The organism is Microbacterium schleiferi, from assembly GCF_020781975.1.
Taxonomy (GTDB): domain Bacteria; phylum Actinomycetota; class Actinomycetes; order Actinomycetales; family Microbacteriaceae; genus Microbacterium.
Genome location: NZ_JAJGNI010000008.1, coordinates 199,740 through 212,005 on the forward strand (window position 1 = coordinate 199,740; position 12,266 = coordinate 212,005).

A 12,266-nucleotide genomic window follows, 5' to 3' on the forward strand; every position below is an offset into this window, starting at 1 on the left:
GGGTGCCCGGACCGGAGGAAACCCCCGCGCCCCCCAAGATCCTGTGGCTCGCACGACTTGAGCGACGCTTTCACACCTGGCGGGAGCGACGCGCCCGCGCGCGCGGCCTCAAGCCCACCGTGACCCCGTTTGCGGGGTACGGCGGCGATGGCTGGATTCGGGTTCTCGGACGCGTGCTGATCGTTCCGCCGCGTAAGCCGCGCGGCGGCGGGGAGTATGCCTCGGTTCGAGGCTGGCGCAGCTTTCTCGCGGTTCCGGTCGGCTTCGCTCGTGTGGACGTCACTGTCGCGGGCCACACGCACACAGTGAAAGCGGACCGGGGCGGTGTCGTGGATGTCGTGCTGGATGCCGCGCTGTCGCCCGGATGGCAAACGTTCACGATGACCGTCGAAGGCAGCGCTCCCGTTGAATCCCGCGTGTTCGTCGTTGCGCCGGATGCGCGCTTTGGCATCGTCTCGGATGTCGACGACACCGTCATGGTCACAGCACTGCCGCGTCCGCTGCTTGCGGCGTGGAACTCCTTCGTCGTCGACGAACACGCCAGGCAGCCGGTTCCTGGGATGGCTGTGCTTCTCGAGCGGCTTGCGCGCGAGAATCCGGGCTGTCCTGTCGTGTACTTGTCGACGGGGGCATGGAACGTCGCGCCGACGCTGGTGCGCTTCATGCGACGCCACCTCTTCCCGCCCGGAGCGCTCCTTCTCACCGACTGGGGTCCCACCCATGACCGGTGGTTCCGCAGCGGACGAGCCCACAAAGAGCACAGTCTGCAGCGCCTCGCCGAGGAGTTCCCCGACATCCGCTGGCTGCTCGTGGGCGATGACGGGCAGCACGACGACGCGATCTACACGGCCTTCGCCAGCGAGAACCCCGGACACGTCGCGGCTGTCGCGATCCGCCGCCTCTCCCCTGCTGAAGCCGTGCTCGCTGGCGGACGAACCGCAGTGAACGACCACTCGGCAGCCGAAGTGCCGTGGGTGACCGCATCCGACGGGGCGGGGCTGCTCGACCGGCTCCAAGCTGCTGGGGTATCCCCCGCGTAGTCTTGCCGCATGTGCGGACGGTTCGTGGTGGCAAGCGTTGGAACCGAACTGGTGGGGATGCTTCGCGTCGGCCTCGTCGGCGATGACCTGCCCGGACCGTCGTTCAATATCGCACCGACCGACAGGGCCGCGATCGTGCTCGACTCGGCGAAGTCCGAACCGCCGGTTCGACGGCTGGAAAGCGCCCGCTGGGGCCTGGTTCCCGGCTGGGCGAAGGATCTCTCGATCGGGGCACGAGCATTCAACGCCCGCTCCGAGGAGCTCGAAGACAAGCCGATGTTCCGGGCCGCACTCGAGAAGCGGCGCGCGATCGTCCCCGTGACCGGCTACTACGAATGGCATCGCACGGATGCCGGCAAGACGCCGTACTTCATTCATCCTGCCGATGACGAACCTCTGCTGTTCGCTGGGCTCTACGAATGGTGGAAGGATCCGTCGAAGCCCGAGAATGCTGACGACCGGTGGGTGCTCTCGTTCACGATCCTCACGCGCGCTTCTTCCGGCGGACTCGGATCGCTCCACGACAGGATGCCGGTGTTCATGGATCCCGATCACGCTGACGCCTGGCTCGACCCCACTGTCGACTATCCGCGAGACATCCTGGATGCCGCCGTCGACGCTGCCGAGATGGTTGCCGACACCCTGGATGTGTATCCGGTCAGCTCAGACGTCGGGAACGTCCGGAACAACTCACGCGCGCTGATCGAGCCCGTGCCAGGACCGCCGCTTCCCTGACAAGCGGGATCAGGCTGCGGGAGCGCAGGACGAGCAGGGCACGAGACCGCGGCCAGCGCCCGCGGTCTGCAGCCGCAGCGTCATCACTCGCACCGCGGCTTCGTCCAGGCGCTCAGCGGGAAGGGCGCCGGACTCAACGGCGGCGACGATGCCCGCCGTCAGCTCCGCCGCCGTCTGGGAGTTCGTTCCCAAAACCGACAGCAGCATGTCGTTGCCCGCCGCAAGGGCAGCGACGGCGTTGGCAACGGGATCCTGGTATTCCCGCAGACCTGACGCCTCGAGCATCCCGAGGTCATCGGTGATCGCGACGCCGTCGAAGCCGAGCTCTTCTCGCGCGATGCGGTGCCACTCGCTAGACAGGGTCGCGGGCTTCTCGTCGATCGATGTGTACGCGAGGTGCCCGAACATGAGCAACGGAGCGCCGGCGTCGATGCCAGCCGCGAAGGGAACAGCATCTGTTTGACGCCACTGGTCGTAGGTCTCTGTCGTCGACGGGATGCCGCGGTGCGAATCGCCCGGGGCAGCGCCATGGCCCGGGAAGTGCTTGAGGGTCGACAGCGCCTCGGGTTCCTCGCCGACCACCGCAGCGGCAACGTGTGACGCTCCGCTCTCGGGGTTTGTCCCGAGAGCCCGACGGTAGATGAACATGCTCGTGTCGTCTGTGATGTCGGCGACGATGCCGAAGTTCACGGAGATGCCGGCGCGCTGCACCAGGGCGCCCCGCCCAGCGAATGCGAGCTCGGTAGCCTCCGGCGACTCATTCTTGAGCGTGATCGACGATGGGAAATCATCCCACGGGAGGCGCGACACGTCGCCACCTTCCTGGTCGACCCCCAGCAGCGGCGGAACCGCCGGGTCAACCGTGAGTGCTGCGGTGATCTCGCGCAACCGGTCTTCGCTACCGGGGATGTTCGCGCCCATCAGGATGAACCCGCCGACGCGGGTGCTCGACATGTAATCGCGCAGAACCGCGGAGTCGGTCGTCGAGATCTGCCCCATGATGACGCTCGCGGCTCGCTCGGTCAGGCTCATCGCTGCAACTGCCGCGGTAGCGCGGGCCGCGACGCTCTCGACGGTGCCGGGGACAACAACGACCTCACCCGCCGGCGCTTGGGTCCCACCCGACGGCGCGCTCGCGGCATCCGCGGCGGGTGCGAGGCCGAGACCGCAGAACCCGAAGCAGGCCACGATTGCTGCCGCGGTACGCGCGCGCGTCACGGGCGCGAGCGTGCCCGTGTGTTCTCCGCGGCGCACCGCGCGGAATCGATGGCGACCTGCCGAACTCACATTTTCACGGTACCCGTTCTCACGCGCACTACCCTTGTGTTCATGGGGGCAAGCCGCAAAGACCGCGCGATCGCGCGCCGGACGTTCCTCGGCTTCGCGGCGGTGTTCACCACGGCCGGCGTCGTCGGGACGATCACGACCGACAACGCCAAGGCCCGTGCCGCCTTCGATGAGGCACTCGCTGAGTGGGTAGCCTCCGGAGAAGCCGTCGACGAATCGGCATCCGCGTTCAGTGCCGCCCAGACGGATGCCATCGCTGCGGCGGCTGAGGCATCGACGGTCATCGAGGTCACGAACGCCGAGATGCTGCAGGACTCAGCAACGCTCGACGCGCTGCGAGCGTCGTTGGATGCACTAGTCGCGGCGGGGCTGCTGACGATCGCCGCGCCGGGTGAGGTGACGGCTACGACAACCGCGCCCGACCCGCGCTCGACGCCAGACGTACCCGAAGGCCGAGAGGCGCAGCTCGCGCAGGCACAATCGCTCACCGAGGATACGGCCCTCCTGACGGAGACTGCCGACACATCTGAGCAGTCGACCTCGGAGCTTGAGGCCGCCACCACTGCGGCGTTGGCCGACATCGACGCCGTCGTTGCGTCGGCAGCAGCTCACGGCGCAGCGGTCGAGGTGCCGAGTCTTGCCTCGCAGGAGACCAAGGATGCGTACGCTGCCGCGGTCGCCGCGCTCGGCGACCCGGCGGCTGGTAGCGCGTCGCAGCGGATCGGGGCGTACCAGCAATCATGGACCGCGGTCCAAGACTCGCAAGCCGCAGCTGAGGCTGCGCAGGCGCGGGGCAACAGTGGCGGCGGGGACGACGGCGTTCAGCCCACGTACATCAACGGCATCCTGATCGTCAACAAGACCTATCGCCTCCCCAGCTGGTACGGGAACGGGCTCACCGGCGACACGCTCGCCGCGTTCGAGCGGATGCGGGCGGAAGCGGCATCCGTGGGCCACAACCTCTGGATCGCGAGCGGGTTCCGCTCGTACGCGACGCAGGTCAAGGTCTACAACAGCTATGCGTCCCGCGACGGTTCGGCTGCCGCTGACCGCTATTCGGCGCGGCCCGGGCACAGCGAGCACCAGTCGGGCCTCGCGTTCGATCTGAACACCATCACGGAAGCGTTCGGCTACACACCCGAGGGTCAATGGGTCGCCGCCAACGCGCACCGATTCGGTTTCATCGTGCGCTATCCGCAGGGCAAAGAGGGCGTGACCGGATACATCTGGGAGCCCTGGCACCTGCGCTACCTCGGCGTCGACACTGCCACGGCGGTGTACAACAGCGGGCTCTCGCTCGAAGAGTATCTGGGCATCACCTCGGTCTACGACTGAGCGCGTTTCGCCACCCCACCCGCCTATTCTGAGCGGCCTCCCAGAGGCAGTACGATCTCGCTCATGCCCGACTCTCCCGATGCGATCCCGGCATCCCGCCGATCGTTTCTCGACGATCTGCAACTGCTGATCGTCATCCTCCTCGGCGTCGTTTCGGTAGCGACTGCGTACGTTTCTTTCCAAGCGGCGTTGTACGGCGGCCAACAAGCCGCCGCGTACTCGCGCGGCGGTGCAGCCCAGACCGAGGCCGAGTCGCTCTACCTCGAAGCCAACCAGCAGTACGTGCAGGATGCCGAGACCCTGACACGCCTCTTCGAGTATCAGATCGAGATGGGCAGCGCAGACCCGAACCTCGCTGCCACAGCATCGGAGAAGTACGACCAGTTGTACTTCACGAGCGTCTCAGACGACCTGGACGCCGCGATCACGAGGGCTCAGGCCGAGAACGAGGCAGACCCAACGACCTACACCGATCCGCAGGGTTCAGAGGACTACCTTGAAGCGCTCTTCGGAGGATGGTCGGAGACGGATGCCGAGGCTGAAACTCTGCTCGCTCGAGGCGACGAAGCCAATCAGTACAGCGATCGATTGACGTTGAACACGGTCCTGATGGCGATCTCGCTCTTCCTCCTCGGTATCGCCGCGGTGATCCGAAACCGCCGCGCCCAGTGGGTCCTCATCGGCGTGAGCAGCGGCATCTTCCTGCTCGGCCTCGGACTGACGGTGATCATCCCCATCACCTGGTTCTAGAGAAGGTGCTTCGGTCCCCCGTATAAACGAAGAAGGGCGCCCACGCGGGGCGCCCTTCTTCGTTTGGTGGACCTGAGGGGACTCGAACCCCTGACCCCCTGCATGCCATGCAGGTGCGCTACCAGCTGCGCCACAGGCCCGGATGCTGCCCCAAGAGGCAACTAGAACAGATTACTACATCGGCGAACGCCAGCCGAACCGATGCAGCATCCGCTCTCAGTCTGTGACAGCCTGCGCCGGTCGATCGATGGGGACGATCGGGCAGTCCTTCCAGAGGCGTTCCAGGCCGTAGAAGGCTCTCTCCTGCTCGTGGAACACGTGGACGACCAGATCACCGAAGTCCAGCAGTATCCACCGCGACTCTTGGCGCCCCTCGCGGCGCAGACGCTTGTGTCCTGCCTCCAGCAGCTTCTCTTCGATCTCTTCGGCGATCGCCGCGACATTGCGTTCGCTGCGACCGGTCGCGAGCAGAAAGATATCGACGAGCGGGAGCGGCTCCGAGACATCCAGCGCCACGAGGTCCTCGGCACCCGTCGCCTCAGCCGCGGCAGCCGCGATCGCGAGCATCTGCTTCGACGTTTCAGTAGCCGTCACGCGCGCGCTCCCGTGCTCGCGTAACCCAACGAACCGGCGCAGCGCGTCACGAGAACACCCCTGTCGCGAAGGCGAGGATCAGGACGCCCACCAGAGCCAGCGCCAGAACGCCTGCGGTAATGGCGAGGGTCAGCATGAGCCGCGAGCCCTTCTCAGGCGCAGGGGGCTTGATGATCTCAGCCGTCGTCTTCACCGTACTGATCGCTGCGCTGGCGGCGATCGGCGTCGGCGACGAGTGCTGCGGGATTTCCCCGTCGGCAAACGTGGCATCGATGTCAAAGCCCTCGGAGGTGCCGGGCATCTGCCCGGTCGTCGCGAAAAGGTCGGGCAGTGCCAGGCTGCCGGTGACGAGCACCTCGCCTGTGGCGTTGACGGGGGCCGTGATGCCCTGCGGCGGGGAATCCGTAACGATCAGCGCGCTGCCGGTGCCGGTCGAGCCCGCGCTGGGACGCGAGATGAGCTGGTCGAAACTCGGTCGCGGGTCGGGCTCTGTCGCCACGCCAGCGAGCAGTGCCGATCCGAGCTGCGGGCTCACCGTGCCGCGCTCCGCAGGTTCGCCCGACGCGAGTCCGGCCGCGGCCTGGGAGATCGGATGCTCCTCCGGCGATACCGGCGGAACCGAGACGAAGGGCACACGGTGGTCACCGTCAGGATTGTTGACGGCGAGAGCGTCAGTGTTGCCGGTACGCTCCCGGGCGCGCCGGCGGGTCAGAGGAGCCCCGTCAGGATCGGGAGTTGGCTCTGACGGGCTAGGGCCCGAACCCTGGCCTTTATCAGCCACGGCTGGCGACTCCTCCGCCGGAGCCGGTGCGGGCTCTCTCGAGGGGTCAACCGATCCCCCGGATGCCGCGGGCTCGGCTGACTCACCGGTCTCGGACGCCTCATCGGCGGAGTCCGCCGTGGCAGGAGCCTGCCCGACGTCCTGACGATCGTCGGCGTCGGACGGCGCCTTGGCCTCGTTCGCAGCTGTCGTCGCCTGGGCCGGCGGCATGATCGGCGTGCCCTCGGGCGTCAGGATCGGGGTTGCACCCGTGCTGCGGAGCTCCCGAAGCTGCCGACGCGTCAACGGCTGGTTCGGTTGCTGCTCATTCGTCATTCGTTGCTCCGATACAGATGGTGCTTCGCAATGTATTGGACGACTCCGTCAGGGACCAGGTACCACACGGGGTGTCCCCCGCGAACCCGTCCTCGACAGTCCGTCGACGAGATCGCCAGCGCGGGGATCTCTAGTTGGCTTACGTCCTCGACAGGGAGCCCGTCAGTGTTCAAGACGTGGCCGGGTCGTGAGACGGCGACAAAGTGCGCCAACTCCCACAGTTCATCATGATTTCTCCAGCTGAGGATCTGCGCAATCGCATCCGCGCCGGTAATGAAGTACAAATCCGCGTCGGGATTGAGTCGCTGCACGTCACGGAGAGTATCGATCGTGTAGGTCGGGCCGTCTCGATCGATATCGACACGGCTGACCGAGAAGCTGGGGTTGGATGCCGTCGCGATCACCGTCATGAGATACCGATGCTCGGACTCCGTGACGTCGCTTTTCTGCCAGGGCTGTCCGGTGGGAACGAACACCACCTCGTCCAGCCCGAAGGAGTCGGCAACTTCGCTTGCCGCGACCAGGTGCCCGTGGTGGATGGGATCGAACGTCCCGCCCATCACCCCGATTCGGCGTGCTCGTGCTGCCGACATCGGATGCCTAGTGGCCGTGCCCCGATCGCTGCAGCTCAGCCGCGTGGGTCTTTGCGTAAGCCTCAGCCTTGTGCGCGTGACGGTTCGCGACGTTGCGATACGACGCAGTCACAAGCGCCAAGAGCCCGAAGACAGCCAGGGCGATGATCCCGAAGATGACGGTCTCCAATGCCACGTTGCCGTGGTGCTCCGACTCTTCTGCGGCGAAGGCGAGAAGCGAGACGAGGGTCATTGAAACTCCGTTCGTGGCTGCGGCGACAGGTGCGCGTATCCAGCTTAGCTCTCAGCCGCGCACCTGACCGGCACCGCGCACCAGCCACTTCGTGCTCGTCAGTTCAGGGAGCCCCATAGGACCCCGGGCATGGAGCTTCTGGGTCGAGATCCCGACCTCGGCGCCGAAGCCGAACTCGCCCCCGTCCGTGAACCGCGTCGACGAGTTGACCATGACCACCGCAGAGTCCACCTCCGCGAGGAAGCGCTCAGCAGCCGCGGGATCCTCGGTGATAATCGATTCGGTGTGCTGCGAGGAGTATGTGCGGATGTGCTCGAGCGCGGCATCCAGGTCGTCAACGACACGGATGGCGACGTCGAGGCTCAGGTACTCCGTTGCCCAGTCCTCCGGTGTGGCCGGGACTACTCCTTCGGCTCGTGCCGACACGTCGACGTCACCGTGCACGGTCACGCCGGCTGCGTGGAGAGCCGCCACCAGGTCGGGAACGAGCCGGTCAGCGGCACCACGGTGCACCAGCACCGTCTCCACAGCGTTACAGACGCTCGGCCGCTGTGCCTTGGCGTTGACGACGATATCCAGTGCCCAATCGGCGCGCGCGCTCTCATCGAGAACGATGTGAACGAGTCCGGCTCCGGTCTCGATGACCGGCACGGTCGATTCGGTAACAACCGTCTCGATGAGTTGGGCACTGCCCCGCGGCACGAGCACATCGATCAGGCCACGAGCCTGCATCATGGCCCGTGCGCCGTCGCGGCCGAAGTCATCCACGGTCTGGATCGCCTCGGCATCAACACCGACGCTCTCGAGGGCAGCCCGCATGCTCGCGATGAGCGCCCGGTTACTGTTCTCGGCGGCAGAGCCGCCGCGCAACACCACGGCGTTGCCAGAGCGCAGCGCAAGCGCAGCAATGTCGACAGTCACGTTGGGGCGCGCTTCGTAGATGGATCCGACCACACCGAACGGCACCGCCACCTTGGTCAGCGACAGGCCATTCTCGAGCCGACGCTCCTCGAGCACTCGACCGACCGGGTCCGGAAGCTCGGCGACCTCGCGCACCGCTGCGGCCAGCGCCGCGACCCGCACAGGGTCGAGGCGGAGCCGGTCCTGGAGCGCCTCCGAGAGCCCAGTGTCGCGGCCCCGTTGCAGGTCGGCCGCGTTCGCCTCGACGATCCGATCGGTGTCGGCTTCCAGACGCGCCGCAACGGCATTCAGCATGTCGCTCTTGCGCTGCGTGGAGAGCAGGCCCACCGTGCGCGCAGCGCTCTTGGCGTGCTGCATCCGCTCCCGAGCGCCGGTGACGGCATCCGTCGGTGACATCAGCGTGGTTGACATGATCGCCAGCCTACCGATCGACGGCGATGGGGCCGGTGAGAGCAGATGCGACAGGATGCGGATTCGGAGCGAACCATGTGCCGATGTTCTCGCCGCGCAGCGCCTGGTCAACGCGATCGGCGCTGGTGACAAGGACCCCCACGCCGGCAGCCGCAGCCAACCGCGCCGCGGAGACCTTGGTCGCGGCTCCCCCGGTCCCGACGCTGTTGACCACGACCGAACCAAACTGGAAACCGTGCAGGTCATCGCCCGGTTCCACGCGATCGATCGGGGTGGCACCGGGCTCGTCCGGCGGCCGCGTGTAGAGGGCTTCGATGTCACTGAGCAGAACCAGAGCGTCGGCACCAACGAGCTGGGCCACGAGGGCTGCAAGCCTGTCATTGTCGCCGAACCTGATCTCGTGCGTCGCGACAGTGTCGTTCTCGTTGACGATCGGAAGGATCCGAAGCCCCAGTAGTCGCTCCATGGCTCGCCGCGCGTTCGAGCGGTGGGTGGCATTCTCCAGATCACCGGCAGTAAGCAGGACCTGCCCGGCAAGGATGCCGAACCGGTCGAGGCTGGTCTGGTACCGCCACATGAGCACGTTCTGACCCACCGCGGCCGAGGCCTGCTGGGTTGCCAAGTCATCCGGGCGGCCGTCGAGCTTCAGAAGCGGAAGGGCTGTCGCGATAGCTCCCGAGGAGACGAGCACGACTTCGGTACCGCGCCCATGAGCCGCAGCGATCGCGGCGACGATCGCGTCGATGCGCCAGGCGTGCTCACCGCTGATTGACGATGATCCGACTTTGACGACAACCCGTCGGCAACCGAAGAGACCCTCGCGCTCGGTCACAGTCACTGCTCGTCGTCCTCCGCCTCGCCCCGTGCTGCCAGCCGTTCGGCCTCGAGTTCCTCCCGCGCCTCAGCCTTCGCGTCCATTCGCTCGTGGTAACGCTCGCGACGTTGCGCGGTCGTACGCCGCGAGTTCTGGTCGAGGCGGGGATCGGTGCCGCGCGGCGCCGTCATCAGCTCCGCTACGGAGCTCAGCGAGGGCTGCCAGTCGAAGATCACACCGTCGTCGCCGCCGATGACGACCGTCGCGCCGGGCGTCGCGCCGAGGCGATACAGCTCGTCTTCGACACCGAGCTTCTCCAGCCGGTCGGCAAGGTATCCGACAGCTTCATCGTTCTGAAAGTCGGTCTGCTGGACCCACCGCAAAGGCTTCGCGCCCAGGATGCGGTAGACCGGGCCATACGTGCCGCCCTCGACGCGGACAGAGAAGTCCTGCTGAGCGCCGTGCGGACGGATGACGACACGTTCGGGCTTCGGTGTGTCCGCCTGCGCGGCCCGGTGCTCGGCGACGATGGAGGCCAGCGCGAAGCTCAGCTCGCGGAGACCAGATCGGCTCACCGTCGAAATCTCGAAGACGCGGTAACCGCGTGCTTCAAGGTCGGGACGCACCAGATCAGCGAGATCCCGAGCCTCGGGCACGTCGACCTTGTTCAGGGCGATGACCTGGGGGCGCTCGAGCAACGGCAGTTGCCCCTCGGGAACGGGATAGGCGGCGAGTTCCGCGAGGATCACATCGAGATCGGTGAGCGGATCGCGACCCGGATCGAGCGTCGCGCAGTCCAACACGTGCACGAGCGCCGTGCAGCGCTCGACATGCCGCAGGAACTCCAGGCCGAGTCCGCGGCCGCTGCTGGCCCCTTCGATCAGGCCGGGCACATCAGCGACGGTGAAGCGCACATCACCGGCTTCGACGACACCGAGGTTCGGATGGAGAGTCGTGAACGGGTAATCAGCGATCTTCGGGCGCGCAGCTGAGATGGCCGCGATCAGGCTGGACTTTCCCGCAGAGGGGAAACCGACCAACGCAACGTCGGCGACCGTCTTCAACTCGAGGACGACATCGCCCTCCCACCCTGGAGTGCCAAGTAGTGCGAAGCCCGGGGCCTTGCGCTTCGGCGAGGCGAGCGAGGCATTGCCGAGACCGCCGAGACCGCCCGGGGCCACGACGTAACGCATCCCGGGCTCGATGAGATCGACGAGCACCTCGCCAGACGGGTCCTTCACGACGGTACCCAGCGGAACAGGAAGCTCGATGGATTCGCCGGCGGCGCCGGATCGGTTGTCACCCATCCCGAATCCGCCGTTGCCACCTGATCGGTGGGGCGAGTGGTGGTAAGAGAGCAGGGTCGTCACCTGGGGGTCGGCGACCAGCACGATATCGCCGCCGTGGCCGCCGTTGCCGCCGTCGGGTCCGGCGAGCGGCTTGAACTTCTCACGGCGAACCGACACACATCCATTGCCGCCCTTACCCGCACGAAGGTGCAGGGTGACGCGGTCGACGAAAGTGACCATGCGCTTTCTCCTGTCTTCGGATGCTTATCGGGGCCGGATGACGGGAAGGGGCGAGCCGAAGCCCGCCCCTTCCGAAAACTGATGTCAGCTGCAGATCACTCCGCGGCGGCCACCACGTTGACGACCTTGCGGCCGCCCTTGGTGCCGAACTCGACAGCGCCGGCCGACAGCGCGAACAGCGTGTCGTCGCCGCCGCGACCAACGTTCGCGCCGGGGTGGAAGTGCGTGCCGCGCTGACGAACGAGGATCTCGCCGGCGTTGACGACCTGGCCGCCGAAACGCTTCACGCCCAGTCGCTGGGCGTTGGAGTCACGACCGTTACGGGTAGAGCTAGCGCCCTTTTTGTGTGCCATTGCTGCGCCTTCCTGGGACTTACTTGATTCCGGTGACCTTGACGCGCGTGAGGTCCTGGCGGTGCCCCTGGCGCTTCTTGTAGCCGGTCTTGTTCTTGAACTTCTGAATGACGATCTTCGGACCGCGCTCTTCGCCGAGAACTTCGGCGGTCACGCTGACCTTGGAAAGCTTCGCAGCGTCGGTCGTGACGGTGTCGCCGTCCACGAGCAGCACGGCCGGAAGCTCGACCTTGTCGCCGATCTTGGCGGCGAGACGGTCGAGAACGACGATCGAGCCGACCGAAACCTTCTCCTGCCGGCCGCCGGCGCGCACTACTGCGTAAACCACTTCACACCTGTTTCTTCTGGGAGCACAGCGCTCCGGTCTGTCTGAGGGGTCATCCGTAGGGGATGACCGCTGCGGTGCGGAACCGAGGCCCTGACGTGCCGCCGTCCGGAACGCGGCACACGACGCACCAAAGGAATACTTTACCCGATGCGGCGGCGTAGTCGCAAAGCGGCGACTTGACTCATGTAAAAGGTCCGGGAACGGTGGCGTTTGCCTCAGATAGGAATGTCCGCGTAGTTCTCTGGCCG

General features: G+C 66.4%; 14 protein-coding genes and 1 tRNA gene. 4 read left to right on the forward strand and 11 right to left on the reverse strand.

Translation table 11 applies throughout. The annotated features are described in order from the left end of the window. Positions 1-2 precede the first annotated feature (2 nt). Complete coding sequence (locus LL236_RS11390) at positions 3-1,040, forward strand: App1 family protein (RefSeq protein ID WP_228178942.1); 1,038 nt, start codon at positions 3-5, stop codon at positions 1,038-1,040. A 9-nt stretch (positions 1,041-1,049) separates the two neighbouring features. Next, positions 1,050-1,775, forward strand: a complete 726-nt coding sequence (locus tag LL236_RS11395; RefSeq protein WP_228178943.1) for an SOS response-associated peptidase — start codon at positions 1,050-1,052, stop codon at positions 1,773-1,775. A gap of 9 nt (positions 1,776-1,784) precedes the next feature. Here LL236_RS11395 and LL236_RS11400 read toward each other — a convergent pair whose 3' ends face one another. Beyond that, positions 1,785-2,993, reverse strand: coding sequence for a glycoside hydrolase family 3 N-terminal domain-containing protein (locus LL236_RS11400; RefSeq protein WP_228178944.1), 1,209 nt, complete (start codon positions 2,991-2,993; stop codon positions 1,785-1,787). 111 nt (positions 2,994-3,104) lie between these two features. On the opposite strand from LL236_RS11400, the gene LL236_RS11405 reads away from it, so the two are divergent. Next, positions 3,105-4,397, forward strand: a complete 1,293-nt coding sequence (locus LL236_RS11405) for a M15 family metallopeptidase (protein ID WP_228178945.1) — start codon at positions 3,105-3,107, stop codon at positions 4,395-4,397. A 63-nt stretch (positions 4,398-4,460) separates the two neighbouring features. Continuing rightward, on the forward strand, positions 4,461-5,147 hold the full coding sequence (locus tag LL236_RS11410) for a hypothetical protein (RefSeq protein WP_228178952.1): 687 nt from the start codon (positions 4,461-4,463) through the stop codon (positions 5,145-5,147). 64 nt (positions 5,148-5,211) lie between these two features. Here the strand turns inward: LL236_RS11410 and LL236_RS11415 are convergent. The 10 genes from LL236_RS11415 to rplU form a co-directional block, all read right to left on the reverse strand. Next, positions 5,212-5,287: transfer RNA gene (locus LL236_RS11415), tRNA-Ala, on the reverse strand. A gap of 76 nt (positions 5,288-5,363) precedes the next feature. After that, complete coding sequence (gene rsfS, locus LL236_RS11420) at positions 5,364-5,714, reverse strand: ribosome silencing factor (RefSeq protein ID WP_267189795.1); 351 nt, start codon at positions 5,712-5,714, stop codon at positions 5,364-5,366. 73 nt (positions 5,715-5,787) lie between these two features. Beyond that, complete coding sequence (locus LL236_RS11425; RefSeq protein WP_228178956.1) at positions 5,788-6,837, reverse strand: hypothetical protein; 1,050 nt, start codon at positions 6,835-6,837, stop codon at positions 5,788-5,790. After that, positions 6,834-7,430, reverse strand: coding sequence for a nicotinate-nucleotide adenylyltransferase (nadD, locus tag LL236_RS11430; RefSeq protein ID WP_228178958.1), 597 nt, complete (start codon positions 7,428-7,430; stop codon positions 6,834-6,836). Before nadD ends, LL236_RS11425 begins: the two co-directional genes overlap by 4 nt. A gap of 7 nt (positions 7,431-7,437) precedes the next feature. Beyond that, positions 7,438-7,662, reverse strand: a complete 225-nt coding sequence (locus tag LL236_RS11435; protein WP_228178960.1) for a hypothetical protein — start codon at positions 7,660-7,662, stop codon at positions 7,438-7,440. Positions 7,663-7,713: 51 nt separating this feature from the next. Further along, complete coding sequence (locus tag LL236_RS11440) at positions 7,714-8,994, reverse strand: glutamate-5-semialdehyde dehydrogenase (protein WP_228178962.1); 1,281 nt, start codon at positions 8,992-8,994, stop codon at positions 7,714-7,716. A gap of 10 nt (positions 8,995-9,004) precedes the next feature. Then, the gene (gene proB / locus LL236_RS11445; RefSeq protein WP_228178964.1) at positions 9,005-9,832 is read right to left on the reverse strand and encodes a glutamate 5-kinase; all 828 of its coding nucleotides are present in this window, start codon (positions 9,830-9,832) and stop codon (positions 9,005-9,007) included. Next, positions 9,829-11,337: a GTPase ObgE gene (obgE, locus tag LL236_RS11450; protein ID WP_228178966.1), complete on the reverse strand. Its 1,509-nt coding sequence runs from the start codon at positions 11,335-11,337 to the stop codon at positions 9,829-9,831. Before obgE ends, proB begins: the two co-directional genes overlap by 4 nt. 95 nt (positions 11,338-11,432) lie before the next feature. Continuing rightward, complete coding sequence (rpmA, locus tag LL236_RS11455) at positions 11,433-11,690, reverse strand: 50S ribosomal protein L27 (protein WP_228178968.1); 258 nt, start codon at positions 11,688-11,690, stop codon at positions 11,433-11,435. Between the two features lie 19 nt (positions 11,691-11,709). Continuing rightward, positions 11,710-12,018: a 50S ribosomal protein L21 gene (rplU, locus tag LL236_RS11460; RefSeq protein ID WP_228178970.1), complete on the reverse strand. Its 309-nt coding sequence runs from the start codon at positions 12,016-12,018 to the stop codon at positions 11,710-11,712. Positions 12,019-12,266: the final 248 nt, after the last annotated feature.

Bases quoted from the DNA above. Each gene is read 5' to 3' on its own strand.
- LL236_RS11395 (WP_228178943.1), top strand. From the start codon at position 1,050: ATGTGCGGACGGTTCGTGGTGGCAAGCGTTGGAACCGAACTGGTGGGG.
- LL236_RS11405 (WP_228178945.1), top strand. From the start codon at position 3,105: ATGGGGGCAAGCCGCAAAGACCGCGCGATCGCGCGCCGGACGTTCCTC.
- LL236_RS11410 (WP_228178952.1), top strand. From the start codon at position 4,461: ATGCCCGACTCTCCCGATGCGATCCCGGCATCCCGCCGATCGTTTCTC.
- rsfS (WP_267189795.1), bottom strand. From the start codon at position 5,714: ATGCTCGCGATCGCGGCTGCCGCGGCTGAGGCGACGGGTGCCGAGGAC.
- LL236_RS11425 (WP_228178956.1), bottom strand. From the start codon at position 6,837: ATGACGAATGAGCAGCAACCGAACCAGCCGTTGACGCGTCGGCAGCTT.
- nadD (WP_228178958.1), bottom strand. From the start codon at position 7,430: ATGTCGGCAGCACGAGCACGCCGAATCGGGGTGATGGGCGGGACGTTC.
- LL236_RS11435 (WP_228178960.1), bottom strand. From the start codon at position 7,662: ATGACCCTCGTCTCGCTTCTCGCCTTCGCCGCAGAAGAGTCGGAGCAC.
- LL236_RS11440 (WP_228178962.1), bottom strand. From the start codon at position 8,994: ATGTCAACCACGCTGATGTCACCGACGGATGCCGTCACCGGCGCTCGG.
- obgE (WP_228178966.1), bottom strand. From the start codon at position 11,337: ATGGTCACTTTCGTCGACCGCGTCACCCTGCACCTTCGTGCGGGTAAG.
- rpmA (WP_228178968.1), bottom strand. From the start codon at position 11,690: ATGGCACACAAAAAGGGCGCTAGCTCTACCCGTAACGGTCGTGACTCC.